Annotated in this window: 23 protein-coding genes; 2 read left to right on the forward strand and 21 right to left on the reverse strand. The window is 43.3% G+C overall.

The genetic code is table 11. The annotated features are described in order from the left end of the window. The first annotated feature begins 188 nt into the window (after positions 1-188). Together ACH11B_RS26585 and ACH11B_RS26590 are read left to right on the forward strand one after the other, a co-directional pair. Positions 189-626 carry a DUF1896 domain-containing protein gene (locus ACH11B_RS26585; protein ID WP_003012658.1) on the forward strand — a complete coding sequence of 146 codons (438 nt, stop codon included), beginning with the start codon at positions 189-191 and terminating at the stop codon, positions 624-626. Then, entirely contained in the window at positions 613-6,048 is a 5,436-nt protein-coding gene (locus tag ACH11B_RS26590) for an N-6 DNA methylase (protein WP_003012661.1), read from the forward strand. Before ACH11B_RS26585 ends, ACH11B_RS26590 begins: the two co-directional genes overlap by 14 nt. Positions 6,049-6,122: 74 nt before the next feature. On the opposite strand, the gene ACH11B_RS26595 is transcribed toward ACH11B_RS26590, so the two are convergent. From ACH11B_RS26595 to ACH11B_RS26695, 21 genes are all read right to left on the reverse strand, one after another. Next, entirely contained in the window at positions 6,123-6,950 is an 828-nt protein-coding gene (locus tag ACH11B_RS26595; RefSeq protein ID WP_039990588.1) for an RteC domain-containing protein, read from the reverse strand. 55 nt (positions 6,951-7,005) lie between these two features. Then, positions 7,006-8,424: a bifunctional UDP-sugar hydrolase/5'-nucleotidase gene (locus tag ACH11B_RS26600; protein ID WP_003012665.1), complete on the reverse strand. Its 1,419-nt coding sequence runs from the start codon at positions 8,422-8,424 to the stop codon at positions 7,006-7,008. Between the two features lie 33 nt (positions 8,425-8,457). Then, entirely contained in the window at positions 8,458-8,913 is a 456-nt protein-coding gene (locus tag ACH11B_RS26605; protein ID WP_003012668.1) for a DsrE family protein, read from the reverse strand. 21 nt (positions 8,914-8,934) lie between these two features. After that, entirely contained in the window at positions 8,935-9,561 is a 627-nt protein-coding gene (locus ACH11B_RS26610) for a TlpA disulfide reductase family protein (RefSeq protein WP_003012672.1), read from the reverse strand. A gap of 18 nt (positions 9,562-9,579) precedes the next feature. Beyond that, positions 9,580-10,155, reverse strand: coding sequence for a TlpA disulfide reductase family protein (locus ACH11B_RS26615; protein WP_003012674.1), 576 nt, complete (start codon positions 10,153-10,155; stop codon positions 9,580-9,582). Positions 10,156-10,185: 30 nt separating this feature from the next. After that, the gene (locus tag ACH11B_RS26620; RefSeq protein WP_003012676.1) at positions 10,186-11,862 is read right to left on the reverse strand and encodes a protein-disulfide reductase DsbD; all 1,677 of its coding nucleotides are present in this window, start codon (positions 11,860-11,862) and stop codon (positions 10,186-10,188) included. A gap of 10 nt (positions 11,863-11,872) precedes the next feature. Next, the gene (locus ACH11B_RS26625) at positions 11,873-12,319 is read right to left on the reverse strand and encodes a protein-disulfide reductase DsbD N-terminal domain-containing protein (protein WP_003012678.1); all 447 of its coding nucleotides are present in this window, start codon (positions 12,317-12,319) and stop codon (positions 11,873-11,875) included. Between the two features lie 48 nt (positions 12,320-12,367). Continuing rightward, positions 12,368-12,934, reverse strand: coding sequence for a TlpA disulfide reductase family protein (locus tag ACH11B_RS26630; RefSeq protein WP_003012680.1), 567 nt, complete (start codon positions 12,932-12,934; stop codon positions 12,368-12,370). Positions 12,935-12,938: 4 nt separating this feature from the next. Continuing rightward, a complete protein-coding gene (locus ACH11B_RS26635) occupies positions 12,939-14,048 on the reverse strand; it encodes an efflux RND transporter periplasmic adaptor subunit (protein WP_003012682.1) in 1,110 nt (369 codons plus the stop codon). A 23-nt stretch (positions 14,049-14,071) separates the two neighbouring features. Then, the gene (locus ACH11B_RS26640; protein WP_113663476.1) at positions 14,072-17,248 is read right to left on the reverse strand and encodes an efflux RND transporter permease subunit; all 3,177 of its coding nucleotides are present in this window, start codon (positions 17,246-17,248) and stop codon (positions 14,072-14,074) included. 10 nt (positions 17,249-17,258) lie between these two features. Continuing rightward, complete coding sequence (locus tag ACH11B_RS26645; RefSeq protein WP_232279867.1) at positions 17,259-18,626, reverse strand: TolC family protein; 1,368 nt, start codon at positions 18,624-18,626, stop codon at positions 17,259-17,261. Between the two features lie 723 nt (positions 18,627-19,349). Next, a complete protein-coding gene (locus tag ACH11B_RS26650) occupies positions 19,350-20,825 on the reverse strand; it encodes a rhodanese-like domain-containing protein (protein ID WP_157600622.1) in 1,476 nt (491 codons plus the stop codon). A gap of 97 nt (positions 20,826-20,922) precedes the next feature. Further along, complete coding sequence (locus tag ACH11B_RS26655) at positions 20,923-21,654, reverse strand: DUF2490 domain-containing protein (RefSeq protein ID WP_003012694.1); 732 nt, start codon at positions 21,652-21,654, stop codon at positions 20,923-20,925. 8 nt (positions 21,655-21,662) lie between these two features. After that, positions 21,663-22,163, reverse strand: coding sequence for a DUF6691 family protein (locus ACH11B_RS26660; protein ID WP_003012696.1), 501 nt, complete (start codon positions 22,161-22,163; stop codon positions 21,663-21,665). 12 nt (positions 22,164-22,175) lie between these two features. Beyond that, positions 22,176-22,739, reverse strand: coding sequence for a YeeE/YedE family protein (locus ACH11B_RS26665; RefSeq protein WP_003012699.1), 564 nt, complete (start codon positions 22,737-22,739; stop codon positions 22,176-22,178). Between the two features lie 8 nt (positions 22,740-22,747). Next, complete coding sequence (gene trxA / locus ACH11B_RS26670) at positions 22,748-23,041, reverse strand: thioredoxin (protein WP_003012703.1); 294 nt, start codon at positions 23,039-23,041, stop codon at positions 22,748-22,750. Further along, the gene (locus ACH11B_RS26675) at positions 23,010-23,240 is read right to left on the reverse strand and encodes a DUF6132 family protein (RefSeq protein WP_003012707.1); all 231 of its coding nucleotides are present in this window, start codon (positions 23,238-23,240) and stop codon (positions 23,010-23,012) included. The genes trxA and ACH11B_RS26675 overlap by 32 nt, the downstream gene beginning before the upstream one ends. Continuing rightward, positions 23,224-23,463 carry a hypothetical protein gene (locus tag ACH11B_RS26680; RefSeq protein WP_003012708.1) on the reverse strand — a complete coding sequence of 80 codons (240 nt, stop codon included), beginning with the start codon at positions 23,461-23,463 and terminating at the stop codon, positions 23,224-23,226. Before ACH11B_RS26680 ends, ACH11B_RS26675 begins: the two co-directional genes overlap by 17 nt. After that, positions 23,460-23,669: a DUF2892 domain-containing protein gene (locus tag ACH11B_RS26685; RefSeq protein WP_003012710.1), complete on the reverse strand. Its 210-nt coding sequence runs from the start codon at positions 23,667-23,669 to the stop codon at positions 23,460-23,462. The genes ACH11B_RS26680 and ACH11B_RS26685 overlap by 4 nt, the downstream gene beginning before the upstream one ends. Next, a complete protein-coding gene (locus ACH11B_RS26690; protein ID WP_003012711.1) occupies positions 23,666-24,304 on the reverse strand; it encodes a methyltransferase domain-containing protein in 639 nt (212 codons plus the stop codon). The genes ACH11B_RS26685 and ACH11B_RS26690 overlap by 4 nt, the downstream gene beginning before the upstream one ends. Then, positions 24,297-24,611 (reverse strand): rhodanese-like domain-containing protein, encoded by a 315-nt coding sequence (locus ACH11B_RS26695; RefSeq protein WP_003012713.1) that lies wholly within the window; start codon positions 24,609-24,611, stop codon positions 24,297-24,299. Before ACH11B_RS26695 ends, ACH11B_RS26690 begins: the two co-directional genes overlap by 8 nt. Positions 24,612-24,613: the final 2 nt, after the last annotated feature.

Below are 24,613 nucleotides of genomic sequence, written 5' to 3' on the forward strand. Positions count from 1 at the left end.
TTAAACCACAAAATAGTTTTACGAAAATTTATATTCCGATACTTAATTCTTTACACATCTTCATTTCAGTTATCCATCACAAATAGCAAAACACTACCTCTCAAAGCCAAACCCTGCCACATTTCCAAACCCGCTTATCTACCGCTATAATTTTAGGCTTTACGTAAAATTCTAAACAAAATTATAGTATGGATACACAGCAAAAAGACTTGTCGTATTACAGATTACGACTGCAAGAACACCTTAATTCCGGCTTCCCCGAAAAAGCAGGCGACCAGAAATTTATAGACCAGCGTTCTTCGTGGGCTGCCAACGCTTACGAGGGTGCTTTCAGTTCGGGAAATGCTATTGAACAGTGCAACGAGATAGCCAATTACATACTGTTTGAGGGCTTGCACTTTTCCCGTTTCGATACCATTTTTCAAGTGGTCTGCAATGAGTTTGATACCCTGATGGCAGACGAAGAACTGCGACCATTTGCCCTGAAAATGTTCCGTCTGTGCGAACCTGTTTTTGCCCAATATGAACTAACCGATGATTTCGCTTATACCACAGAGTTTGACCAGCTCTATACCGAGATAACCGGAGCAATCGCAATATGGATAGCCGAAAATGGGCTTCAGTAAACGCCAACATCTCCAAGAGAATATTGATGCCCTGCGGATTGCTTTTAAACTGGAAAAGGAGAACCGACAAGCCTCCGCAGGCGAAAGACTGCTAATGATGCAATACAGCGGATTTGGCGGTCTTAAATTCGTTCTGAACCCCGTAGAGAATGAAATTGACATCAATAATTGGAGAAAAACCGAACACGGCCTTTTCCCCATTACACAGGAACTGCATCAGGTCTTAAAAGAGAACGCCACAGACGAAAAGCAATACAAACGCTATGTGGACAGTATGCGCAGCTCCGTACTCACGGCATTCTATACACCACCGCAGATTATAGATGCCGTTTCTTCCGCATTGCGTGATAGCGGTTTGAAGATTGATAAATTCCTCGAACCGTCCGCAGGTATCGGCTCGTTTATACAATCCTTTTCTGAAAACCAACAGGTAAAAGTTACAGCCTATGAAAAGGATCTGCTGACAGGTAAAATCTTAAAGCAACTTTATCCCGAAAGCAATATCCGCATAAGCGGTTTTGAGGAAATACCCGAAAAGGAACAAAACAGCTACGATGTCGTTGCCAGTAACATCCCTTTTGGCGATACTTCGGTTTTCGACCTTTCTTATTCCCGTAGCAGGAACCCTGCAAAAGAGCAAGCTGCCCGAAGCATTCATAACTATTTCTTTTTGAAAGGTAATGATATGCTCCGTGAGGGCGGTTTACAGGTTTTCATTACCTCACAAGGCATTTTAAACAGTCCAAAGAATGAGCCGATACGCAGGGCATTAATGCAGGATAACAATTTGGTTTCAGCCGTCCGCTTACCTAATAACCTGTTCACGGATTATGCAGGTACAGAAGTCGGAAGCGACCTGATTATCCTGCAAAAGAATACGGCAAAGCAAGGATTGACCGATACGGAAGAATTGTTTTGCATAAGCAACCGAACCGAGCAAGATACACCTAACAATGCTTTATTTCAGGATAGTACAAGAATTGTACATACCGATTGGAAATTAGATACCGACCCATACGGGCAACCTGCATTAATCTTTATACACAAAGACGGCGTTGAGGGCATTGCCGATGACCTCAAAAAAATGCTTTCAGATGATTTTGGCAAGTATCTGAATGTATCTTTATACAGGAGCGAACAGAATGATGAACCTTTGATACAAATTCCAACGCCAGTAATTCCGCCTCCCGTTGTTGAGCGTGAAATCATCCAGCCCGAACCACCGATTTTTGCAACACACACCGTAATACAGGAAAGTCCACAGGAATTAAAGCAGTTAAGCATTTTCGACCTGTTTGAAAATGCGGACGAACCTGTAGCCGTTCTTGCTCCGCCAAAGAAAGCAACGCAAACCAAAAGGCAGACTACCCGAAGAACACGAATGCCTATCGGTCGCCAGCCCGACCTGTTCAGTTCTGCAATGCAACAACCTTATGTGCCTCCTGTTTCTAACAATTCTGCCAACGGTAATACATCATCCAACGGAAAAAAACAGGAAATAATCGGCGATTTATTTTCGCAACAAGACGAGAATGGCCAAGCTGATAAGCCAGCCATTCCTAACACCATTATTAATGCCATTCCCGAACCTGCGCCGTTTAGTGGCGAGCTGCAATCGTTCCATAGAAACGATTGCCTTGTGGTGGACAATGGCTGGGTGGGCTATCTGCAAAGTGTAGATACCGCAGACAGTACGGCTATTTTCCACCCGTTGCAATTACCCACTTTACAAAAAGCAAGAGCCGAAGCGTATATCGGGGTACGTGATGTTTACCAACAGCTTTACACCAAAGAAGCCCAGCAACAAACTGAACATAAGGAAGAAAGGGAAAACCTTAACCGATTGTACGATGCCTTTGTCAAAAGATACGGCAATCTGAACAATGCCGAGAATATCAAGCTCATTAAGACAGATAATGCAGGTAAGGAAATGCCCTATTTGGAGCGTGTTGTGGGCGGCGTGATACACAAGGCGGATATATTCAGCCGTCCGGTAAGTTTTTCTACAGCAACGATAGCAACAGACAATCCCGATGAGGCGTTAGCGGCTTCGCTGAACAAATACGGAAGCGTGGATTTGGACTATATGTCCGAAATCAGCAGTATGCCTGCCGATACGCTGAAAGAAGCATTGCACGGCAGGATCTTCTTCAACCCGTTGGAGCAGGAATATGAAATAACGGAACGCTGGGTTGCAGGCAACGTGGTTGAAAAAGCGGCGGAAGTAAGAAGCTACCTCGAAAACAATCCCGATGATGCCGAAGCCAAAGAAAGCCTTAGCGTTTTGGAAGAAGCCCGACCGGCACGAATTGAATTTGAAGAACTCGATTTTAATTTAGGCGAACGCTGGATACCCACGGGTATTTATGCACGGTTTGCATCACACCTTTTCGATGCAGAAGTCCGGGTGCATTATTCGGATAGTGCCGATGATTTTTCCGTAACCTGCAAGCAGAAGAACGTACATATTTGGGACAAATATGCGGTCAAAGCCCAAAATCGGACTTATGACGGAATTGCCCTGCTCAAACACGCCCTCGTCAATACCACACCTGATATATCAAAAACCGTAGAGGTAGATGGCAAGGATGTCAAGGTGCGAGATATGGAAGCCATACAAATGGCGAACACCAAGATTGACGAAATCCGAACTGCCTTTACCGACTGGCTTCACGCCCAGAATGATGAGTTCAAAACAAGGCTGACCGACCAATACAACGACACATTTAACTGTTTTGTCCGACCGAATTATGACGGCACACATCAGGAGTTTCCGGGATTAGACCGCAGGGGATTAAAGATTGACGACCTGTATTCAAGCCAAAAGGATGCAGTCTGGATGATAAAGATGAACAACGGCGCTATCTGCGATCACGAAGTGGGTGCAGGAAAGACGTTGATAATGTGTACAGGCGCACAGGAAATGAAGCGTTTGGGTTTAGCCCACAAGCCGATGATTATCGGGCTGAAAGCGAATATACCTGAAATAGCCGAAGCCTACCGCACCGCCTATCCCCACGCCAAAATTCTCTATCCCGGTATTGATGACTTTACGCCCGAAAAACGCAAGCGGATTTTCGGCGATATTAAAAACAACGAGTGGGACTGCGTGATATTGACACACGACCAGTTCGGAATGATACCCCAATCGCCCGAAATACAAAAGGAAATTCTGCAAGTAGAATTGGACAGTGTAGAGGAAAACCTCGATGTATTACGAAGCCAGGGCGATGATGTAACCAAATGGATGCTTACCGGAGCAGAAAAACAAAAAGAAAACCTCGAAGTAAAGCTCAAAACCCTGCAACACGATATTGAAAACCGCAAAGATGATATAGTTGATTTCAAGATGATGGGCATCGACCATTTGTTTGTGGACGAAAGCCACCAATTCAAAAACCTGATGTTCAATACAAGGCATTCACGGGTAGCGGGATTGGGCAACCCACAAGGCAGTCAAAAGGCAATGAACCTGCTCTTTGCCGTTCGTACCATACAGGAGCGTATTGATGCGGATATGGGTGCAACCTTTCTTTCGGGAACAACCATCAGCAATTCGCTTACCGAATTATACCTGCTTTTCAAATACCTGCGACCACGGGCGTTGGCAAAACAGGGTATCAAATCCTTTGATGCGTGGGCGGCAATCTATGCGAAGAAAACAACCGATTATGAATTTTCGGTAGCTAACAATATCGTAGCAAAAGAGCGTTTCCGCTATTTTATCAAAGTGCCTGAACTGGCTCAATTCTATTCCGAAATCACGGATTATCGGACAGCCGAAATGATTGGCATAGACCGCCCCGAAAAGAACGAGATATTCTATAACATACCGCCTACGCCTGACCAGGAGAAGTTTATCGAAAAGCTGATGGAGTTTGCCAAAACTGGCAAAGGCGAATTGCTCGGCAGAGAACCGCTATCTAAAAAAGAAGAAAAAGCCAAGATGCTCATCGCTACGGATTACGCCCGTAAGATGTCGCTCGATATGCGGATGGTAAGCCCGCATTACAAAGACCACCCTGATAACAAGGCTTCGCACTGCGCAGCAAACATCGCCAAGTATTACAACAAGTTTAATGTACAGAAAGGTACGCAGTTCGTTTTCTCGGATTTGGGAACATACAAGCCGAACGAATGGAATGTGTACTCCGAAATTAAGCGCAAGCTCGTGGAAGACCACGGCATACCTGCACACGAAATCCGGTTTATACAGGAAGCAAAAAATGACAAGCAACGCAAGGAGCTTATCAATGGAATGAACAGCGGTAAAATCCGTGTGCTGTTCGGCTCAACGAGTATGCTCGGTACAGGTGTAAACGCACAGAAAAGAGCCGTTGCCGTACATCATCTGGATACGCCGTGGCGACCGAGCGACCTTGCCCAAAGGGACGGTCGGGCTATCCGGAAAGGCAATGAAATCGCTAAACATTTTAATAATAACAAAGTGGACGTAATTATCTATGCAGTAGAAAAATCGTTGGACAGCTATAAGTTCAACCTACTGTACAACAAACAGCTATTCATAAACCAATTAAAATCCAACAATCTCGGCAAACGGACGATTGACGAGGGCAGTATGGACGAAAAATCGGGTATGAACTTTTCGGAGTACGTAGCTATCCTTATGGGGAATACAGACCTTTTGGAAAAAGCCAAAATAGAAAAACAGATTGCCGGGCTGGAAAGCGAAAGGCAATCGTTCAACCGTTCTAAGTATAGTGCCAAATACAAGTTGGACGATTATACGGCAGAATTGGACAAAGCCCAATCCCGCTTCGACCGGATGAGCCTCGATTGGAATAACCTGGAAGGGCGCATCCAAAAACTGCCTGACGGTACTGTTGCAAACCTTATTAAGCTGGACGGCTTACCGTCCAATGCAGATATAAAACAGATCGGTGCAAAGCTCAACCAGCTTTCGGACAAATCGCGTACAGGTGGAGATTATGAGGAAATCGGCAGTCTTTATGGTTTTCAGCTTTTGGTAAAAACGGAAATGTCACAAAAAGAGGGCGTGGATATTCGGGTAAACCGTTTTCTGATACAGGGCGAGGGCAATATCAAATACACGTATAACAACGGGATCATCGCTAAAGATGAAAAGCTGGCATCTGCTAATTTCCTTAATGCTTTGGAGAAGCTACCCGCCTACATTGAACAGGAGCAAAAGAAAATAGCCGAAATACAAAAGGATTTACCTGTTCTTCAGGAAGTGCTGAACGGTACATGGAGTAAAGAGAGCCGATTGAGCGAACTCAAAACGGAGCTGGCTTCTGTTGAACGTAAAATACACTTATCCATAAAACCCGAAACGCAAGAAGAACCTGCGGAACAAGCCGAAAAAAAGCAAGAAAATCAAAAGGTTTCTGAAAGTATTGTACGGACGAAAGGTGTTCATCTGCCACGAGGGGTACTGTAATTGTAATGGGAGCAAACAAAAAAGTGAACGAGGATCTGCAAGTCCTCGTTTTCTTTCTTATCAAATTTTTATTGCTAGTCTTCTTGCTGCTCGTCCATCCGTTTTAGCAGTGCATCCCGCAAACTGTCAATGAATTTGGTGCGGTTTATCTTTCGTGCTTTCAATTCCATAAATGTATGGTAGAAGTCGCCCAAATCAATATTAAAGGTGGTTTCAAATGTTTTGGCGATTATTTTAATATCGGCATTTCCATTGTCAAACACGCCTTGTGCATACAAAGCGTATATCAGTTCCGTTAATGCGGTTTTGCTTGCCGTCCAGTTTAATGGTGATTTTTCCGATGTCTTTTTCTTACTGCTATAATTAAGCTGGTCTTCCAAATAGACTTGTATCAGATCATTTGCTATTATTTTAGCGACTTTATAATCGTGGGATGTGGTAAAGTTATGGTCTGTTTCAAAGTAATAAGTATCTAAGCTCAATTTTATATCATACTTGCCCCTGATAAAATATTTTTCATCAAGGTAGGTGTTGTTGGTTCTGTAATACTTATAAAAGTCGAGATTGTTATCGAAAAACCTTTTCAGCTTTGCAAGCTCATTGCCTATATATTTCTTTATGGCTTTGCCATTACCATAAGGCTTTTTAGTTTCTATTTTATAGATGGCATTGTAATAAATAAGTTTTGAGAGGAAAACAGGTTTTATATGTTTGAAGAAATATATCTCTTCGTCTGAATTTTTAAAACCATTTTCCATTACATAAGATTTTAGTTCAGCCATACAGCCTAATAGGAGTTCTATTAACTGATGGGCTAAGACAATCGGGTTCTCCGTTTCGGCTGTCAGTTCTTCAATCTTATGGTCTAACTTTTGTACGCAATGTTCATATTGTTTTTCCATAGCATTAGGCTTAATGTTAAAATAATTATGAGTAAAACCCCGTATTCTCACAGGTTCATTCTCCCGAAAAATTGGTATTTGCACCAACGTTACTTTCGTTCAAGTAAGTAATTAGGGCTTGTATGGTAGTTACTTCTAAATCTATTCTGTTACTACCGTATTTATCCGAAACACCTTGTTGGGTAATGTAGGCAACCTTATAGGTGCTTTGCTTATTAAGATGTATGCCCTCAAACAAGATTTCTTCTATTCGGTAGCCACAGGGATTTTCGATATGGAACTTAATTTGCAACCCAATATGCCTTTTGCAATATCCGCCCATTTGCTGCATAGGATTGGCTGAAAAAGTACGCTCAAAGTTTTCTTCAAGCATATCAATTATCTCTTGCCCTGTCATATCCACAGTAGTTATAACCGGGTTCATCGGAACCATATTGTACAAATCCCACACGGTAATATCTCCCTTATCAATAGGCGCACCATATCGCCAACCGTTTGAAAAAGCAATCTTCACATCTGCCGCATTGCTGATTGCTTTTAGCAGCAAATCATCCATTGACGATGAAAATGTTGAATATCGGTGTAAGATTGTTTCCGTTTTTCCGACAAGCTGCTTTTGCAGGCTTCTGTACGAAACCATAATATCATTTACCATCTGTTCCATAGATTTATCGCTGGCAACTTGCTCATTCACTTCTATAAGTTCATATTCGTGGTGTGTGATTTTATGGTCTGAAACAGATAGCTTTAAGTGTCCCACAAAAGAACCGTGGCAGCCGCATTGGATTATAAGAGTGTCATTCACTTTTACAGGTTCATACAGCCTGTTGTGCGTATGTGCACTAAGGCAAATATCAATACCGTTGGTGTGTTTCAGCGATTCAATATCCTGCGGAAAGCCGTTGTGGGATAAAAGTATAACCAAGTCAGCTCCCTGATCTCTCACTTCCTCCACGTAGCCGTTTATTTCCTGCATCGCATCGGTTACATAGATCCCTTTGCTAAATTTATCGGGCATTGTTTTATCTATGATGTTGGCGCAAATTCCTATCACAGCTACTTTGATATTGCCAACCTCGATAAATGAATACGGCTTTAGGAACAGTGTGCCGTCCCCGTTAAAAACATTAATCGCCAGTACAGGGTAATTAAGCTGTTCTGCCAACGTAACAAGATGCTCGGGTGTGTAAGCGAAATCCCAATGCCCAACCATTCCGCTAAGACCGAGCTGGTTTAAAATGGGTATAAGTGCTTCGCCCTTTGAAGATACCACGGGCAAAGTGCCGTGAAAGGTGTCGCCCCCATCGAAAAATAAGACATGTTCATTTTCGCTTTTTATCTTCTCGAAAATGGTTGCAATCCTTGCATATCCGCCTGCTGTTTTTACATATTCTCCATTCTTGTTGTAAAACAGTTCGGGGTGCGGTTCGAGATAGCCGTGTACATCGTTTATAAATCCTATTGATAATTCCATAATATTGAATTTTGGGTTTGAAACATTTTTTGATTAAGGATGAACAATCGCCCACCCCTCATATTGCCTTAATATGATTTCCCCGTTACCGCTCGGAACGTAATTCACGAAATCAAACAGTTCTTTTTTTTCAATTTTTCGTTCCTCCATCGTTTTTGAACATTGAGCGAATACAACGCCCTTGTCTTTTAGCGCAATCAATATTTCCTGATAGCTATTAGCTTTTTTATACATTTCCACGCCGTCAGAAAATGCAACAACTTCAATGTGCAGCTTGCCTTTCAGTCGTGGGTCATTCAGTACATTATTTATATTGCGAAGCATTCCTCTAATTTTTTTATCTTCTGCTTCGTTCAAAATGTATAGGGCATTGTAATGCTTTTTATATGCTTTTGCAGGTTCAAAAACGGTATCGGTTTTTTGTTGTGCAAAAGCGCTTACAGATGTAAAACACAATATCCCTATAAACAAGGCTTGTAATCTTTTCATTTTAAAATTCCTTTTGTTTCGTTATTCATTTATTAACTCTTCTATCTGTCTTACGAACTTGTCTGATGCGTAATTCGCAAATCCTGCGTGGTGCAATCTGACTTTTCCGTTCTTATCCAATACAACGGTAGTAGGCAATGCACCGGAGTAAATCTCTGCCGGAACATTGCCATTTGACTGATACATCGGGACTGAAAATTTTTCTTTTTCAAGGTATGCCTTACCAGTTGCAGGGTCGCTGTCCTCGTTGATTGTCAGAAAGAATATATCAGGGTTATCCTTGAATTGGGTATAAAGCGTTTCGATAGAGGGAAATTCAGCCCTGCAAGGCGGACACCACGAAGCCCAAAAGTTTATAAATACAACTTTGCCACGTAGTGATGCGGTATTTTGAATATTTCCTTTTTCATCAGCAAAATCAAAATCTGTGTTCGCCTGGCTTACCGTGCCATCGCCCTTTTTATCTATACTCGCATTAAAAAGCCCTGTTGCCATTAACTGACGAAGCACGAATGATTTTGCATCGGGGTTTACCAGTATAATAACGGCGATTACCAATACGATATATTGAGCATTTTTTCTGATGAAGAGTGAAAACTTATTTCCAGATGGCTTTTTTTCTTCTGAAACTTCTTTATTTTTCAACATAGTTCCTGTTTTTATCTGTTAGTTGCTTTCGACCAATTCATTCAGCGCTTTGGTAATTTCGGGGCTTGTATAATCCCTGCCACCCTCCATACGGGCTATCATATCGCCACTTTTATCCAGTATAACCGTAGTCGGGATAGCACTGCCTAAATAATCAGGTGGAATATTGTCCACAGGAACATACACAGGCAGATCATACTTGTTGTCTTTCATAAAAGCAGCGGATTTTTCCATATTGTTATCCACGTCCACCATCAGGAACACAATATCCTTGTCTTTATAAGTCTGCTTTAGCTTGTTGATGGACGGCATTTCATGGATGCAGGGCGGACACCACGTAGCCCAAAAGTTGATGAATACAACTTTACCTTTTAATGAGTTTAAGGCTACGGTTTTTCCGCTTTCATCCTTAAAGGAAATATCCGAAGTTGTCGAAACCGGAGCTTCCGCTTCCGCTACTTCCTCCATTGGAGCGTTCCCTCTATCTGATGCGTTTTCTTTGCCCTTATCCGTATTTCCACAAGCTGCCAGCGAAATGGCTGTGATGATGAAAATCCCGGAACGAACTACCAAATTTTTAAATTGCATTTTCATATTGAATAATTTTACTGTTGTCTAATTCTTTTAATTCTTACTCTTGTATCGGTCTATTGCCGATTGGAGAAAGCTGTGATAGCTTTTCGGGTCATAGTCTGCTCCGATAGGGTTTACCAAAATTTCTTCGTTGGCGGGGTTTAAAAGCACATAAAAGGGTTGCGAATTGGCGTTGTATCTACTCGCCTGAAAATCGCTCCATTTATTGCCTATGGTACGGATATTTTTGCCACTGAACGATGATACAGATTGCTCTGCCTGTGGCAAGGCGGTCTTGTCGTCCACATAAAGCTGTATTATAACCAACTCTTCATTCAATAGCCGGAGTACATCTTTATCAGACCATACCGATGCTTCCATTTTACGGCAGTTTACGCAGGCGTGCCCTGTAAAATCGAGCATCACTGGCTTACCCGCTTTTTTCGCATATTCCATTCCCTCGTCATAATCAAAAAATACGTTCAGGTTTAACGGAGCGTGGAATATGTCTGAATATTTATGAGCTTTACTGCCCGTTGAATGGCTTGCCTGTGTTCCACTCAATGAGGGCGTGTACAGGTCAAAATCCTGCGTTGCCTGTGGCGGTAAAAATGCCGAAATGGATTTTAAGGGTGCGCCCCACAATCCCGGAACCATATACAGGGTAAAGGCAAGCACCACCATTGAAAGCACCATTCTTGGCAGGCTTATATTTACAGCAGGGCTGTCGCCGGGAAACCGGAGCTTGCCCAATAAATAAAAGCCCAAATACCCGAAAATAATAATCCAGAGTGCCAAAAAGACTTCCCTGTCAAACCAGTTCCAATGATAGGCAAGGTCAACATTGCTCAAAAATTTCAAAGCAAGTGCCAGCTCCAAAAAGCCGAGCGTAATCTTTACACTGTTTAGCCAGCCACCCGAAGACGGAAGACTTTTTAAAAGGCTTGGGAACATTGCGAAAAGTGTAAACGGTATTGCCAAAGCCAACGCAAAGCCCAGCATCCCGATAGCGGGACCTAAAAGCTCGCCCATTGTGGCAGCCTGTACCAGTAACGTTCCGATAATCGGACCTGTGCAGGAAAACGATACGACCGCCAATGTTGCTGCCATAAAGAAAAGCCCCAACAAACCACCACGGTCTGCCTTACGGTCTAATTTATTTGCAAGCGAAGCAGGGAGCGAAAGCTCGAACGCCCCGAAAAAGGAAAAAGCGAATACGACCAAAAGGGCAAAGAATGCGAAATTAAAAATCCCGTTTGTGGAAAGGCTGTTAAGCGCATCAGCACCGAATATTACGGTAATGAGAATGCCCAATAGCACATAAATGAGTATAATGGATAAGCCATATATCATTGCCTGCGTTACCGCCCTGCCTTTGGTGTGTCCGCTCTTGGTAAAGAAACTTACGGTTAAGGGCAACATCGGGAAGATGCAGGGCATCAGCAATGCCGCAAAGCCACCAATGAAGCCCGCAATAAAGATTGCCCATAATGAACCTGTATCTGTTGTGGTTTCATTCTTTTGTAATGTAGCTTCTTTTCCCTCGCTTACCGAAGTCTTCGGATCTGCGGATGGTGCGATACTGTCCTGCTGAACGGTTTGCTGTCCCGTTATTTCCGTAAACTCCACCTCATCATACGAAACAAGGCTGTCCGTCTGCGCATTTGCAGTAACAGACATCAGCCCGCTGATGAATAGTATCGTTATTATTTTCGCTATTAATTTCATAAGATATACTTTATTTCACAGCAATGCTGAACGTCAATTCTTCAGGCGGTAAGCATTGCTTGTCGTTACAAACCATATAGGTAAGTGTCCCTTTTACCGTAGGCGCATTGCCCGTTAATTTTATCTTTTGCTGGAACACCACAGATTTTTTGTAGTAGCCCACTTCCATATCAAAAGTAGGGTCGTGTTTGACAATAGGTTTAGCTGCTATTACCTTTCCGCTCAATTGGTAGGCTTTCGACGATTGGAACGAAAAACTTGTCGGTTGCGGACCATTTTTAGGAACTGTCTGCGAATAGATATGCCAGCCGTCATCTATGGTTGCCTTTAAAAGCAGCACCGCCTCTTTGTCGTTGATTTTCTTTGAAGCATAAGACCATTTTACAGGCTTTAGTATTTGTCCGAATGATGCGGCACTTATAAATAAGAGTGCCACAAAAAATATTGTCTTTTTCATTGTATTACCATTTAATTGTTACTGAATATTTTTCTTATCTATTGCCAACTATTTTTCGTTTAAAAGTTTTGTCAATAGGTTAATGACTTCTTTTGAAGAATAGTCAGCACCGCCCACCTGCCTACCGATGATGTTGTTTTGCTTATCTACTATAATGGTGGTTGGGATAGAACCTGCAAATAGTTCACGAGGTATTTCACTATCGGGAACGTGTACAGGGAGGTCAAATTTTTTCTTCTTCATCCACTCTTTTGACTTTTCTATATTCCCGTCCACATCGACCATCAGGAATACCAAATCCTTATTGTCCTTAAAGGTCTTCCGCAGTTCATTGATGGAGGGCATTTCGTGGATGCAGGGCGGACACCAAGTTGCCCAAAGATTGATAAAGACAACCTTTCCTTTTAACGAGTGTAACGAAACGGTTTTACCGTTTTCGTCCTTGAACTTCAAATCAGGTGTTTGCTGTTCATCGGACACTAATTGGCGTTCGCCATTAGTGCCTTGATTTACGGTCATCTTTCCGTCAATGCCGTTTCCGTTCATTGATGCGTATGCCCATCCCGTAATGACCATTAGCGGGAGCAAGGCAATTCTTTTGATGTATGCGCTCATAATCCTATTTATTTATTTTACCCTCTTTGATTTCTTCCGAAGGTTTGATAATGATTTTGTCTTCTGGAGAAAGGTTGCCGAAAACCTCTGTCAGCGTATCTAAACGGATGCCCTCATTTACGGCTACCCGTTTTACTTCGTCGTTGTTCATCGTTAAAACATACATACCCGACTGTGTATTCAGGACGGACTTACTCTTAACCCAATAGGACGGGGCTTTACGCTGTAATTTGAGCTTAACCTGGGCGTAATCGCCACCCTGCAATTCGCCAGACGGATTGTTCACGTCAAACTCCAATGTAAGCGAGCGGTCTTGCTGGTCAAGCAATCCCGATGTACGGGAAAGTTTGGCATCGAATGTTTTGCCCGGCTGCGAGCTAACGGTAAACGTTGCGGTCATACCCTGTTTTACGGATGCTGCGTGTTTTTCCGGTAGGGATAATGTTAGGCGTAGCTTATTGCCCTGCGCCATCATAAACAAAGGCGTATTGCTTCCTGTACCCGCCAAAGCACCAACGGAAACATTTCTTTGTGTAATAATCCCGTCGAAAGGTGCTGTAATGCGTAAATACTGCTGCAACTGCGAAGAATGCGCTGTACCTGCTCTCGAAGCATCATAAGCGGATTTGGCACTTTCCATCGCACTTTTAGCCCTGTCGAGTTCAATATCCGCTACGGCTCCCGTTGTTTTGGAAGCCGTAACCAATCGGTCATAAGCCTGTTTAGCATACAGATAATCACTATGTACTTTTTGCTCCGATGATTTGCTCGAAAGATATTGCTGCTGCATTTCGGGAGCTTCCAAAACTGCCAAAAGCTGCCCTTTACGAACCCTGTCGCCACGGTCAACGTACATTTTTTGCACAAAGCCCGTAACCTTTGCGAATACGGCTACCTGCTCGTAGGGTTTCAGTTCTGCCGGAACCGAAATTTCGTATTCGGGATTGATGAACTGTACAGGAGCCGTCTTATAACTCACTGCTTTGGGCTGTTCGGTTTTAGCCTGCTCTTTTTCCTTTTCTTTTTGGGAACAAGCGGAAAGCAGCAATACCAGCGAGGTAGCCAATGCCAATACTACTGTTGATTTTCTATTTATTGAAATGCTGTGATACATTGTAATGATTGTTTTAAAGTTTATTATATCGTTTGTTTACCGGATTGTTCTGCATAATACCTGCTCTCGCAATCGTCAGGGTCTAATGACGGGCTTATGACTTTCGTCCTTGACATCATAGATGAAAAGAAATGCGGAACCAATAACAGGATGGTTACAGTAGAGGCAATCAAGCCACCAATAACAGCCCTGCCCAATGGTGCTACCTGCTCTGCACCATCGCCTAAGCCCAATGCCATTGGCAACATCCCGGCAAGCATCGCTGCGGCGGTCATTAATACAGGTCTTAACCTTGACGAAGCTGCCAGCCTTGCGGCATTAACAGGTCTTAGCGCCATTTTTGTACGGTAATATTCTGCCTGATTGACCAATAACACCGCATTGGAAACCGATACCCCAAGCGACATAATAATACCCATATAGGATTGCAGGTTAAGTGTACTGCCTGTCAGGAATAAAATGATAAGGCTGCCCGCAATCACGGCAGGCAATACTGAAAGGATAATCAAAGGCACTTTGAACGACTGGTAATAAGCCGAAAGCATCAGGAATATGGCAATAATAGCTACTCCTAAACCTGCCAAAAGACTGCCCAATGTATCATCCAATAACTGTAATGTTCCCTCTGTCCATACCACAGTACCACGAGGTGCTTCGCCCGCATCTTTAATCGCCTGCTTTACTGCCCTTGATGCCGTACCCAAATCCTTGTCATACAGATTGGCAACAATGGTAACATAACGGTTCGGTCCCTTACGGTTTACCTGTGCAGGAGCCGTAACCCTGCGTATGGTTGCCACATCTTCCAATACGGGGCGAAGACTTCCGGCTTTCAACGGAAGCGAGCGCAATCTTTCCTCCGACATAATACCCTCCGGTATCTGTACCTGAGTTTGGAATACCAATCCCGATTTCGGGTCAATCCAAAGGTTTTTATCTGTAAAACGGGTGGATGAAGTAGCCGTAATAAGGCTGCGGGTAATATCCTGCATCGTCAAACCGAACTGCCCGGCAAGGTCACGGTTTACTTCAATCTCCATACTTGGGTAAGCAACAGGTTCGGCAATGCGTACATCACGCAGATACGGAACATTTTTCAGGTTTGCCTCAATCTTTGATGCGTGGGCATAAGCTCCTTTTACCTGACCTGCTCCGACTTTAACCTCGATAGGTGTCATCGCACCCTGACCCATAATCTTTTCGGTCAGTTCCATCGGTTCAAAATTGAATGCGACTTCGGGATGCTTTTCTATAATCTTTTTACGGACTTTCTCTTTAAAATCTTCCATCGAACCGCCGTACACTTCCTTATTGACGGATATTTGCAACACCGCTTCGTTTGATGAATTACTGAAAAGGAATATCGGGTTGATAGGCGAACCTGCGGGGTGCATCCCCACAAATGCGGAAGTAATATTCAATCCGTTTTCGGGAAGTTCTGCTTTAATATCATTGGTAATATCTTTGACAATCTGCTCGGTCTTTTCGAGCCTGCTTCCTGACGGAGCATCTATGCGTATCTGAAAATCGCCGTTATTGGAAACGGGCATTACATCCGTACCTACAACAGTCAATAATAAGCCTGAAATAGCACCTGCAACCAATACATAAACCACAAAAAGCGGTATGGCTTTAGTTGACCATTTGCGCATCTTGAATGAATAGTTTACACGGAACTTATCGAAGAAAGCCCGCTTTCTCGGTGTGTTGGCTTCCGTGTTGTGCTTATTCTTCATCATCCAGTTTGCCAGTATAGGCACAAAGGTCTGCGAAGCCAAAAAGGAAGCTATCATCGCAAAGGCAACTGCCATTGACAAAGGCATAAACATATCTTTTGGAATGCCTGTCATAATAAAGGCAGGTGTCAATACCGCAAGAATACACAGCAAAATCAGCAATTTGGGGATAGAGATTTCAAGCAGGGCATCTATAATCGCCCGCTGTTTGGGCTTGCCCATTTCCATATGCTGGTGTATGTTCTCTATCGTTACCGTGGCTTCATCGACGAGAATACCAATGGACAAAGCCAGCCCGCTCAATGTCATAATATTAATGGTCTGTCCGAAAAGGTACAATGTGGTAACTGCTGCAAGAATGGCAATCGGAATGGTCAGTACCACAATGATTGCTCCACGGGTATCGCCCAGGAACAATAATATCATCAATCCTGTAAATACCGCTCCCAAAATACCCTCGTGTATCAGGTTGGAAAGAGAACGCTCTATATAATTCGATTGGTCAAATTCATAGCTGACCTTTACATCTTCCGGCAATTGGTCTTTCAGCATCGGAATGGCTGCCTTTAGGTTCTCCACGGCATCCAATGTGGAAGCATCTGCTTTCTTGATAATAGGCAGGTAAACCGAACGTTTGCCGTTAACCAAAGCGTAGCCTACGGTCTGGTCTGCGCCGTCTTCTACACGGGCAACATCGCCAACATATACTGTACGGTTATCGCTTGTTTTTACAGGGGTTTTCAACAATTCTTGAGGTCCTTTGGCAATAGAATTAATCGGAGCCATCAGGTTTTCATCGCCAATGCGGATATTTCCAGCAGGCGACGGAAGACTGTTTTTGGTAATGGCTACCGTAATATCTTCGGGGCTTAACCCGTTCGCCTGCATTGCTTCGGGGTCAATGTTAATGACAATGGAACGGATGTTACCGCCAAAAGGCGCAGGAGAAGTGATGCCCGGAATTTGTACGAACATCGGGCGTATTTTGGTCAATGCCAATGTCTGTATTTCATTTACGGAACGCTGGTCGCTTTCAAACACAAGGTTTCCTACCGGAAGCGAACTACCGTCAAAGCGTACCACCATCGGCGGGACGGCTCCGGGCGGCAGGAAGCCCATTGCCCGTGAAACGGAAGTAGATACCTCTCCGGCAGCCTGCGACATATCGGTTCCGGGATAAAAGGTCAGCTTCATCAGGGTCAAACCCTGTACACTTTTAAAATCAATGTTCTTTACACCACTGACAAACAGGAGTACCTTTTGGAACTCGTTTGCCATAAACCCGTCCATATAGGCGGGGGACAAACCACCGTAAGGCATAGCCACATACATCGCAGGTAATTCCACTTCGGGGAATATATCTACGTTTATTTTTTTAATGGTATTGTAGGAAAAGAAAGCTATCGCCAGTACGACAACCATAATCGCAATAGGTTTCCTTAACGCAAATCTTATAATGTTCATATACGATTATTTAAAGGTTGTTAAACAAAAAGTCGAAATCGGCAGTCAGCTCCGCTTCATAAGCCAGCAATACCCAATACTCACGGGAAGCCTCGATGTGGGCGTTCTCTGCCTGTTCCAGCAAAATGCGTATCTGTAACAGTTCGCTTAACGTGATCAAACCGCTTTTATACCTTGCGAGGTACATATTGTAAGCATCCTGCGACTGCTGTACGGCAAGTTTCGTTTTCTGAAGCTGCTGGTACTGCTGAACGATTTTTGCCTGCGAAGCGGACAAATCTGCCTGCATTGCCTGCTCGTATTGCGAATGGAGTAATTTGGTACTTTCGGCTTCTTTAAAAAGTTGCTCGCCTTTCATCCGGTTGGTATGCAGGCTCGTCAAATTCCACGTGATGCCGATACCCGCCAAAAAATTATTGGTGGTATTCCTGAACCCGTCTTTCCACGCTCCCGATACCTTTCCGTTGGGACTGATGCCCGTACCCCGGTAGGCATAACCGCCCAACAGATTGATAGAGGGCAAAGAAGACCTTTTTTGTGCCTCGCCGCTCAACGTGTAATACTCGGACTGTTTATCCAAAGCATCTAAAATGGGGTGCGAGGGATTGATGGTGTTTACCTTGTTCAAGCTATTTTCGGCGGGATTGTCGAAACGGTTAGCGGATGCTGTATAATTAACGGTATCATCGCCGTACAGTTCTAACAGCTTGATGTAAGCGGCATTTTTAAAGCCATTCCATTTATCGTATTCGCCCATTGCCTGTACATAAGACGATGAAGCAAGCAGGCTGTCTGCAGCAGGTCTAAGACCTGATGCTGATAAACCGGAAGTGATTTTGCGAATATCGTTCAGGCGTTCGGCGTTGTTCTTTGTCCACTGCAACTTGGCATTGTTGTACAAAAGGGTAATGTATCTTTCAGATAATATCTTTTTAAGGTTGAGGACATACGCATCTTTATCACTCACTGATTTATCATACAACGCTCCGGCAGCCTCGTTTTGCTTACGGAGCTTTCCGAAAGAGAACAATTCCCAATTGACAATGGCGGAGCCAAAGGTATTAGCTGCGGTGGTACTGCCGTCTAACGGCACTGAACCATTTACATTGAAAAAGCCGGGCTGTGGGAAAAATCCGCCTGCGCTTCCCTCGTAAGTACCGTAGGTATTCTGTGCCTGTGCGTTTACCTGCGGCAGCATATTGCCTTTTACCGCCCGTTGGTTATACTTTGCAGCATCAATCGCCGACATTTTGGCTCCAACTCCGGGATAATTTTCTTCGACTTTAGACCACAAGCTGCCTAAAGTATATTCCTGTTGTTGCTGCGCATATAGTGGAAGCGCAGCAACAATGGCTAACCATAATAATGTGGTTGCCATAATATGTTTTATCATATTACGATACAATTTTGGAGAGGTCGGTTAAAACGACCTAAGATTATTTTAAAATGAAAACAATAGAAAGCCTATTGAAACCGCATCGCAGTCAATAGGAAAAGAGAATTAGCGGGCAAAGTGGATGATGAGCTTCCGGTATTCCAAAAAGATAGGAATAGAACTTCGGATTTTGTTGCTACCGCTATAAAGTGGATGTTTGTTTTCTTTGTTTAATGGGCAGAAGCCGATAAGGAAAAGAAAGGAAGCCGTAAAAAGAAGAACGGGTAGAAAATCGTTCGCCTTAAAATTAAAGTTTTGGACAATCTGGTTGTCGGCAGTTTCAATCTTGCTACATTTTTCCAGAGAGCTTGTCGGGAAACTCTGATGAGTTTTAGGAAAACCACTTTCTGTCTGTGTTGGCAGACCTGCAAAAATTTTAATGCTGCTTTTGATCGAGCAGGATGTAAGCAATACCAACAAGAACGTGGCGAATACTAAAAAGTATCGCTTGCAATTCGTTAAAATATTTGGTATAGTCCTGTTCATCAATTTACAAAAATAGTTTTATTTGATTAAGGTCGCAAACAATTACGCCTGTTTTATGCTTTTTTAACACGAAAAACAGTGAAATACGATGCAGTTTGCTTATATATGCTTTTACTATCGTTAGGAAAAGAAGTGTTGCCACGCACCCCTTGTATGATTTAACACTATCTGAAGAAACCCTTATTTCACTAACTCGTTTTTTTGTTCCGTCCATTCGTTGATACCTCCCGAATACATTTTAAGATTTTTCACGCCGTTCCTTTTCAGTATGGAATATGCCATTGCTGCCCGTACCCCGCTTTGACAATGCACGATAACAGGTTTGTCTTTGCTGATTTTGTCCATGTTGTTTTCCAATGAGGTCAGCACCATATTTTCCACGCCTTTGATGTGTCCGTTATGGTATTCGCTCTCGGTTCGCACATCTATGATTTGAACGTCTTTTTTATCCAGGTGCTTTTTCAGTTCCCCGATACTAACGAGGTCGGATTTTTCCAGTGCCACATTCATCTTATCCAAGTCGGTCACAAAACCGTAGATATTATCCATCCCGATACGCATCAGCTTACGGGTCAGGTCTTCCGTGTGGCTTTCATCGGTTATCAATACGATTTGAGGTTGATAATCTACCAAAGAACCTACCCAAGTGGAAAATGATTTTCCGTTTTCGATATGCAGGCTGCCCGGAATGTGACCTTTGACAACCTCGTTTTTGCTGCGGGTATCAATAACCAGCAATTTGTTGTCAATGGCTTTTTGAAATGCTGGCTGGTTGAGTTTTGGATGAACAGGAACTTGAATAAGCAACGGACGTTCCACCTTGTTGAGTTGCTTCATCACGGCAAAATAGTTGGGCGGGGTCGGCTGTCCGTCCAAAATGTATTTTACAAAACCTTTTTCATCATTTTTAAATTGAAAGGCTTTGCTGTTCTGCTTTTCTTCTTTTAAGGTAGAATGTGGAATGGTGCTTAGGCTCTTGCCACAGAATGAACCTGCTCCGTGTCCTGCCCATATCTCCAAATCGTCAGGCAATCGGGAAAACTTTTGAATAGAAGCATAAAGCTTTTTTGCTCCAAGCTCCTGTGAGCCGACCTGCCCGGCTGCTTTTTCCAGCAGGTCAGGACGACCAACATCGCCCACGAAAATAAAATCTCCCGTAATGGCTCTTTGTGGTGTGGCTGGAACTTTCGTATCTCTTACCAAAAAAGTGATGCTTTCGGGCGTGTGTCCGGGCGTGTGCATTACTTTCAGTTCCACCTGCCCGATAGAGATGATACTGCCGTCTTTCAGCCCGGTGTGTAGAAACTGATATTGCCAATCCGCTCCGCCCTCATCGGACAGTAGCAACTCCGCATTGGTAACGGCTGCCAGTTCACGGGAACCGCTTAAAAAATCGGCGTGGATATGTGTTTCGGCTACTTTGGTTATATTGAGGTGGTTAGCTTTGGCAATTTCCAAGTAAGTATCCATATCCCGCTTCGGGTCTATAACAATAGCTTCTTTGGTTTTTAAATCGCCTATCACAAAACTTGCCTGCGCCAATGTTTCATCATATACCCGCTCGAAAAAATAGCTTTGGGCTTGTAATTGATTTCCTTGTAAGAACAAGATTATAAATAAAGCTATAGTAGTGGTAAACTTTGCTTTGGTCAGCATAATCATCTTTTTGAAATTCGTAACCCACAAATTTAGACTATCTGTCCTCCCTGTACTGTAACTTTTGTTACATAAGGTAAATGATGTTGTGGTGGTGTTATTTGTTATTTTTCAGTTGATAGGTCAAATTAAGGAACATATTGTTTTCGTATAACCTGATATTGCCGGATGCCGACGGGACAGAAAACCGGATAAGGTATATGTAGCCGACATCAAATTTCAGATTGGGCAACACGCTGTATTCAATGTTCAGCCCTGTCCTGTTATGGTCGGGAAACTGTGCTGAAGAAGTTCCCGTTACGTTGATAAAGAACTCGTCAAATAGGGTAAGTTTAAGTTGTTCGGTCAATTCATACCGACCACCGAAACGTGTACGGAACCTTATAACGTTGGGTTGTTGGTTATTGATAATACGGTATTCCAAAGCATTCCTGTTCACAAGGTAAATACGCTTGTATATTTTGTGCTGTAATTCTTCTGCTACTGAAAACCGTACCTCACTATTAGGTGCAGCTTCTTTATCTGGCTTATCCTGAATAATGCGGTAATGGGAAAAATAGGCAAACGGCGAAACGGAAAACTTTAGGTTGGGGTTATGCTGGTAGTGTACCCAATTCCTGAATGTAAACATCAGGTTGTTATCCAGCATATTCCCGTTTTGAAATCCGCTCTGTCGCCTGTGCTGAAACTCATTATCTACTTTGAATTTTTCGCCGACAGGAACGCTTAACGTACTGCGAAACCAAGCGTTGTAATGTTTTTGTGCCTGTAAAGTTTGGGCAATAAAAACCCACATTGCTGTTGCCAGCAATCGTTTAAACCGATACATAAACGGTATTAATGAGGCAGTTTTTCCCTTAGCAAGCCATACACCCAAGTACCTGTAATGGCACTCAACAGGGTAACGGCAATAACGGTAGCCCCCGTTCCGATTTGTGCAAACAAGGGACCCGGACAGGCTCCGGTTATTGCCCAGCCCAAACCAAAAATCAGAGCGCCATAGATTTGCCCTTTATTGAATGTTTTAGGAGCAATTTTAATAGGTTCGCCGTAAATGGTTTTGATATTGAATTTCTTTATCAGGAAAACGGAGATCATACCCGTTAAGACCGCACTCCCGATAATGCCGTACATATGGAACGATTGCAGTCGGAACATTTCCTGTATGCGGAACCAGCTTACGACTTCCGATTTTACGAATACGATACCGAACAGTATGCCGATTATCAGGTATTTGATGTTATGATACCATTTGTGTTCCAAACGGCTTTCGTTGACACACATCGCATCCAGTTCACGAAGTTGTAAATCTTTTTCTATATCTCTGTTTTGTTGCATTTCTTGTCAGGGTTATAATGAAAGTATAAACGGTAAAATGAGGTTCGCCATAATGAAACCGCCAATCATAAAACAGATGGTGGCAATCAGCGAGGGCAACTGTAAATTAGACAATCCCATAATGGCGTGTCCGCTGGTACAGCCACCCGCATAACGTGTGCCGAAGCCTACTAAAAATCCTCCTACTACCATCAGGATAAAACCCTTTAGGGTCAGTAAGGATTGCCAGTTGATAATATCTTCAGGGATTAGATTGTTATAGTTGGTAATGCCGTAGCCCGCTAATTCCTGTGCCAGTTTTGGATTGACCTCAACGGGAGCCGGATTTGATAACAGGCTAACGGCAATAGCTCCGCCCAAAAATATCCCGAACACAAAAAACAGGTTCCACACTTCTTTTTTCCAATCGTATTTAAAGAACGGGATACCCGCAGGCATACAGGATGCACATATATGCCGTAGCGAGGAACTGATGCCAAATGATTTGTTGCCAATAAATAATAGCAAGGGTACGGTTAACCCGACTAATGGACCTGCAACGTACCAAGCCCAGGGCTGTTTCAAGAATTCTAACATTTATGATTTTATCTGTTTTCGTTAATTAATCTTTCCAGTTCATTCGCCGGGAAAATACCGGACTGCCGCCAGCGTATTTCTCCCTTTTTAAATATAATGAGGGTAGGCACACCCCGCACCTGATAAGCTGCTGCCACCTGGGGGTTCTTGTCCACATCAATTTTGATAATGCTGGCATCATCGCCTACACGCTGCTTTAATTCTTCCAGAATGGGCGACATCATTTTACAGGGTCCGCACCATTCGGCAAAGAAATCTACCAATATGGGCTTATCGCTGTTTATTATCTCCTGAAACGTCATACTCTTTTTTGTTTTTTTTAAATGTTGATGACAGTAGCCCGCCCATAGCTGCGCCGTAAAGGGTACTGTTGACCGGGTTGGAAGTAATGGCGCAACTTCCCGTACTGCAACCGATAAATCTCCAATAGAAATAACCTGCGACTGCCCCGATAGCCATACCGATTAGGGTAAACAAATGTTTTTTAGCGAACTTCTTCATACGTTGTATCTTCTATTTTTTTACTGCTTCGCCGTGAAACGGGTGTATTGCAGCCCGAAGCACCGCAACAGCCTATGTTGAACAAGGGCATTAATGAAAACAGTGCGCCCAATGCAACGAGCAGCCACTCATTTGCCTGAAAGCCCTGCACCATAACGAGGAGGCCCAATGCCAAGCGCACTATACGCATCAAATTCCAACCGTTTAAAATGCTTTGCTTCATCTTTTCTTCTTTTTAAAAGTGTTTATACCAAACGGGAAGTAAAGGGGGCAAAAGCTGATAAACGATGTAAGTATAAAGGCGATTGCCAAAATGCCCAATAGGATTGCCCACGTTCCCGAAATAACGTTGGTGAAATACAATACCGCAATAACAACGGCTATCCCGATGCGGATGGTTTTGTCCGCTGTTCCCATATTCTTTTTCATCTTTTCTGTTTTTTTATCAGGTTGATAAACACTTCCGATTTGGTTCTTGACGGAATACTGTTGTAACAGCCATCCATTGTCTTAATGGTAAAATGTGGCTCAAAGATGGGTTTGTATTCGCAAGGGCAACCTCCAAACGGTGGAAACGATTGGTTAAATTGTTTGTCGAACAGTACGCCTATTATTTTGCCATTTTCGTTTAGCAGGGAAGCCGTTTTCTCTGCATACTCCTTTCGCCTGCCCGGCGGGATGGCACAAAAAAATGTTTGCTCGATGATTAAATCGTAATTGCCCTCATGACCAAAAAAATCCCCGCACAGCACCTTTACCTGTGGCGTACCGGAAAATTTTTCTTTCAACGTTTCAACGGCTTTGGGTGCAATATCAATCAATGTAATATTCATAAATCCTTTTACAAGCAAGTATTCTGCTTCATAGGCATTGCCACAACCCGGAATGAGAATAGCCGCATTTTTGTTGGGGTATTGTTCCATATATTTGGTAATGGCAGGTGAAGCCTGTCCCATATCCCAACCTGTTTCATTCTTCAGCCAACGCTCGTCCCAATAGTTTTGGTCAAGTGGATTTTCGCACTGCGTTAGGCAACATTGTACGTCTTTTTCTTTTTTACTCATTGACCAGCTGATTTACGTTCTGCCAGGTTCCGCCGTTGATGACATTATGAAAGCCATTCTGCTCCAAAATGCTTTTTGCCTGTCCACTTCTGTTTCCGCTCCTACAAAACACAACGATATTTTCCTTTCCCTTGAATTTTGATAATTCTGTTGGTATTTTATCCAACGGAATGTTTACGGCTCCTTTTACGCTTCCCTCCGCAAACTCGGCAGGTGTACGTACATCTACCAGGAAAGCCCCGTCTTTTATGGCTTCGGTAAGCCGGTTGTTATCCGTGTTGCCGAATAAGGCTGAAAAAAATCCCATAG

Source organism: Olivibacter sp. EAT-5, assembly GCF_044784325.1.
GTDB classification, from domain to species: domain Bacteria; phylum Bacteroidota; class Bacteroidia; order Sphingobacteriales; family Sphingobacteriaceae; genus Olivibacter; species Olivibacter oleidegradans.

What these genes read in the sequence shown, in the direction of transcription:
- ACH11B_RS26585 (WP_003012658.1), top strand. Translation starts at nt 189, where the DNA reads ATGGATACACAGCAAAAAGACTTGTCGTATTACAGATTACGACTGCAA.
- ACH11B_RS26590 (WP_003012661.1), top strand. Translation starts at nt 613, where the DNA reads ATGGGCTTCAGTAAACGCCAACATCTCCAAGAGAATATTGATGCCCTG.
- ACH11B_RS26595 (WP_039990588.1), bottom strand. Translation starts at nt 6,950, where the DNA reads ATGGAAAAACAATATGAACATTGCGTACAAAAGTTAGACCATAAGATT.
- ACH11B_RS26600 (WP_003012665.1), bottom strand. Translation starts at nt 8,424, where the DNA reads ATGGAATTATCAATAGGATTTATAAACGATGTACACGGCTATCTCGAA.
- ACH11B_RS26605 (WP_003012668.1), bottom strand. Translation starts at nt 8,913, where the DNA reads ATGAAAAGATTACAAGCCTTGTTTATAGGGATATTGTGTTTTACATCT.
- ACH11B_RS26610 (WP_003012672.1), bottom strand. Translation starts at nt 9,561, where the DNA reads ATGTTGAAAAATAAAGAAGTTTCAGAAGAAAAAAAGCCATCTGGAAAT.
- ACH11B_RS26615 (WP_003012674.1), bottom strand. Translation starts at nt 10,155, where the DNA reads ATGAAAATGCAATTTAAAAATTTGGTAGTTCGTTCCGGGATTTTCATC.
- ACH11B_RS26620 (WP_003012676.1), bottom strand. Translation starts at nt 11,862, where the DNA reads ATGAAATTAATAGCGAAAATAATAACGATACTATTCATCAGCGGGCTG.
- ACH11B_RS26625 (WP_003012678.1), bottom strand. Translation starts at nt 12,319, where the DNA reads ATGAAAAAGACAATATTTTTTGTGGCACTCTTATTTATAAGTGCCGCA.
- ACH11B_RS26630 (WP_003012680.1), bottom strand. Translation starts at nt 12,934, where the DNA reads ATGAGCGCATACATCAAAAGAATTGCCTTGCTCCCGCTAATGGTCATT.
- ACH11B_RS26635 (WP_003012682.1), bottom strand. Translation starts at nt 14,048, where the DNA reads ATGTATCACAGCATTTCAATAAATAGAAAATCAACAGTAGTATTGGCA.
- ACH11B_RS26640 (WP_113663476.1), bottom strand. Translation starts at nt 17,248, where the DNA reads ATGAACATTATAAGATTTGCGTTAAGGAAACCTATTGCGATTATGGTT.
- ACH11B_RS26645 (WP_232279867.1), bottom strand. Translation starts at nt 18,626, where the DNA reads ATGGCAACCACATTATTATGGTTAGCCATTGTTGCTGCGCTTCCACTA.
- ACH11B_RS26650 (WP_157600622.1), bottom strand. Translation starts at nt 20,825, where the DNA reads ATGCTGACCAAAGCAAAGTTTACCACTACTATAGCTTTATTTATAATC.
- ACH11B_RS26655 (WP_003012694.1), bottom strand. Translation starts at nt 21,654, where the DNA reads ATGTATCGGTTTAAACGATTGCTGGCAACAGCAATGTGGGTTTTTATT.
- ACH11B_RS26660 (WP_003012696.1), bottom strand. Translation starts at nt 22,163, where the DNA reads ATGCAACAAAACAGAGATATAGAAAAAGATTTACAACTTCGTGAACTG.
- ACH11B_RS26665 (WP_003012699.1), bottom strand. Translation starts at nt 22,739, where the DNA reads ATGTTAGAATTCTTGAAACAGCCCTGGGCTTGGTACGTTGCAGGTCCA.
- trxA (WP_003012703.1), bottom strand. Translation starts at nt 23,041, where the DNA reads ATGACGTTTCAGGAGATAATAAACAGCGATAAGCCCATATTGGTAGAT.
- ACH11B_RS26675 (WP_003012707.1), bottom strand. Translation starts at nt 23,240, where the DNA reads ATGAAGAAGTTCGCTAAAAAACATTTGTTTACCCTAATCGGTATGGCT.
- ACH11B_RS26680 (WP_003012708.1), bottom strand. Translation starts at nt 23,463, where the DNA reads ATGAAGCAAAGCATTTTAAACGGTTGGAATTTGATGCGTATAGTGCGC.
- ACH11B_RS26685 (WP_003012710.1), bottom strand. Translation starts at nt 23,669, where the DNA reads ATGAAAAAGAATATGGGAACAGCGGACAAAACCATCCGCATCGGGATA.
- ACH11B_RS26690 (WP_003012711.1), bottom strand. Translation starts at nt 24,304, where the DNA reads ATGAGTAAAAAAGAAAAAGACGTACAATGTTGCCTAACGCAGTGCGAA.
- ACH11B_RS26695 (WP_003012713.1), bottom strand. Translation starts at nt 24,611, where the DNA reads ATGGGATTTTTTTCAGCCTTATTCGGCAACACGGATAACAACCGGCTT.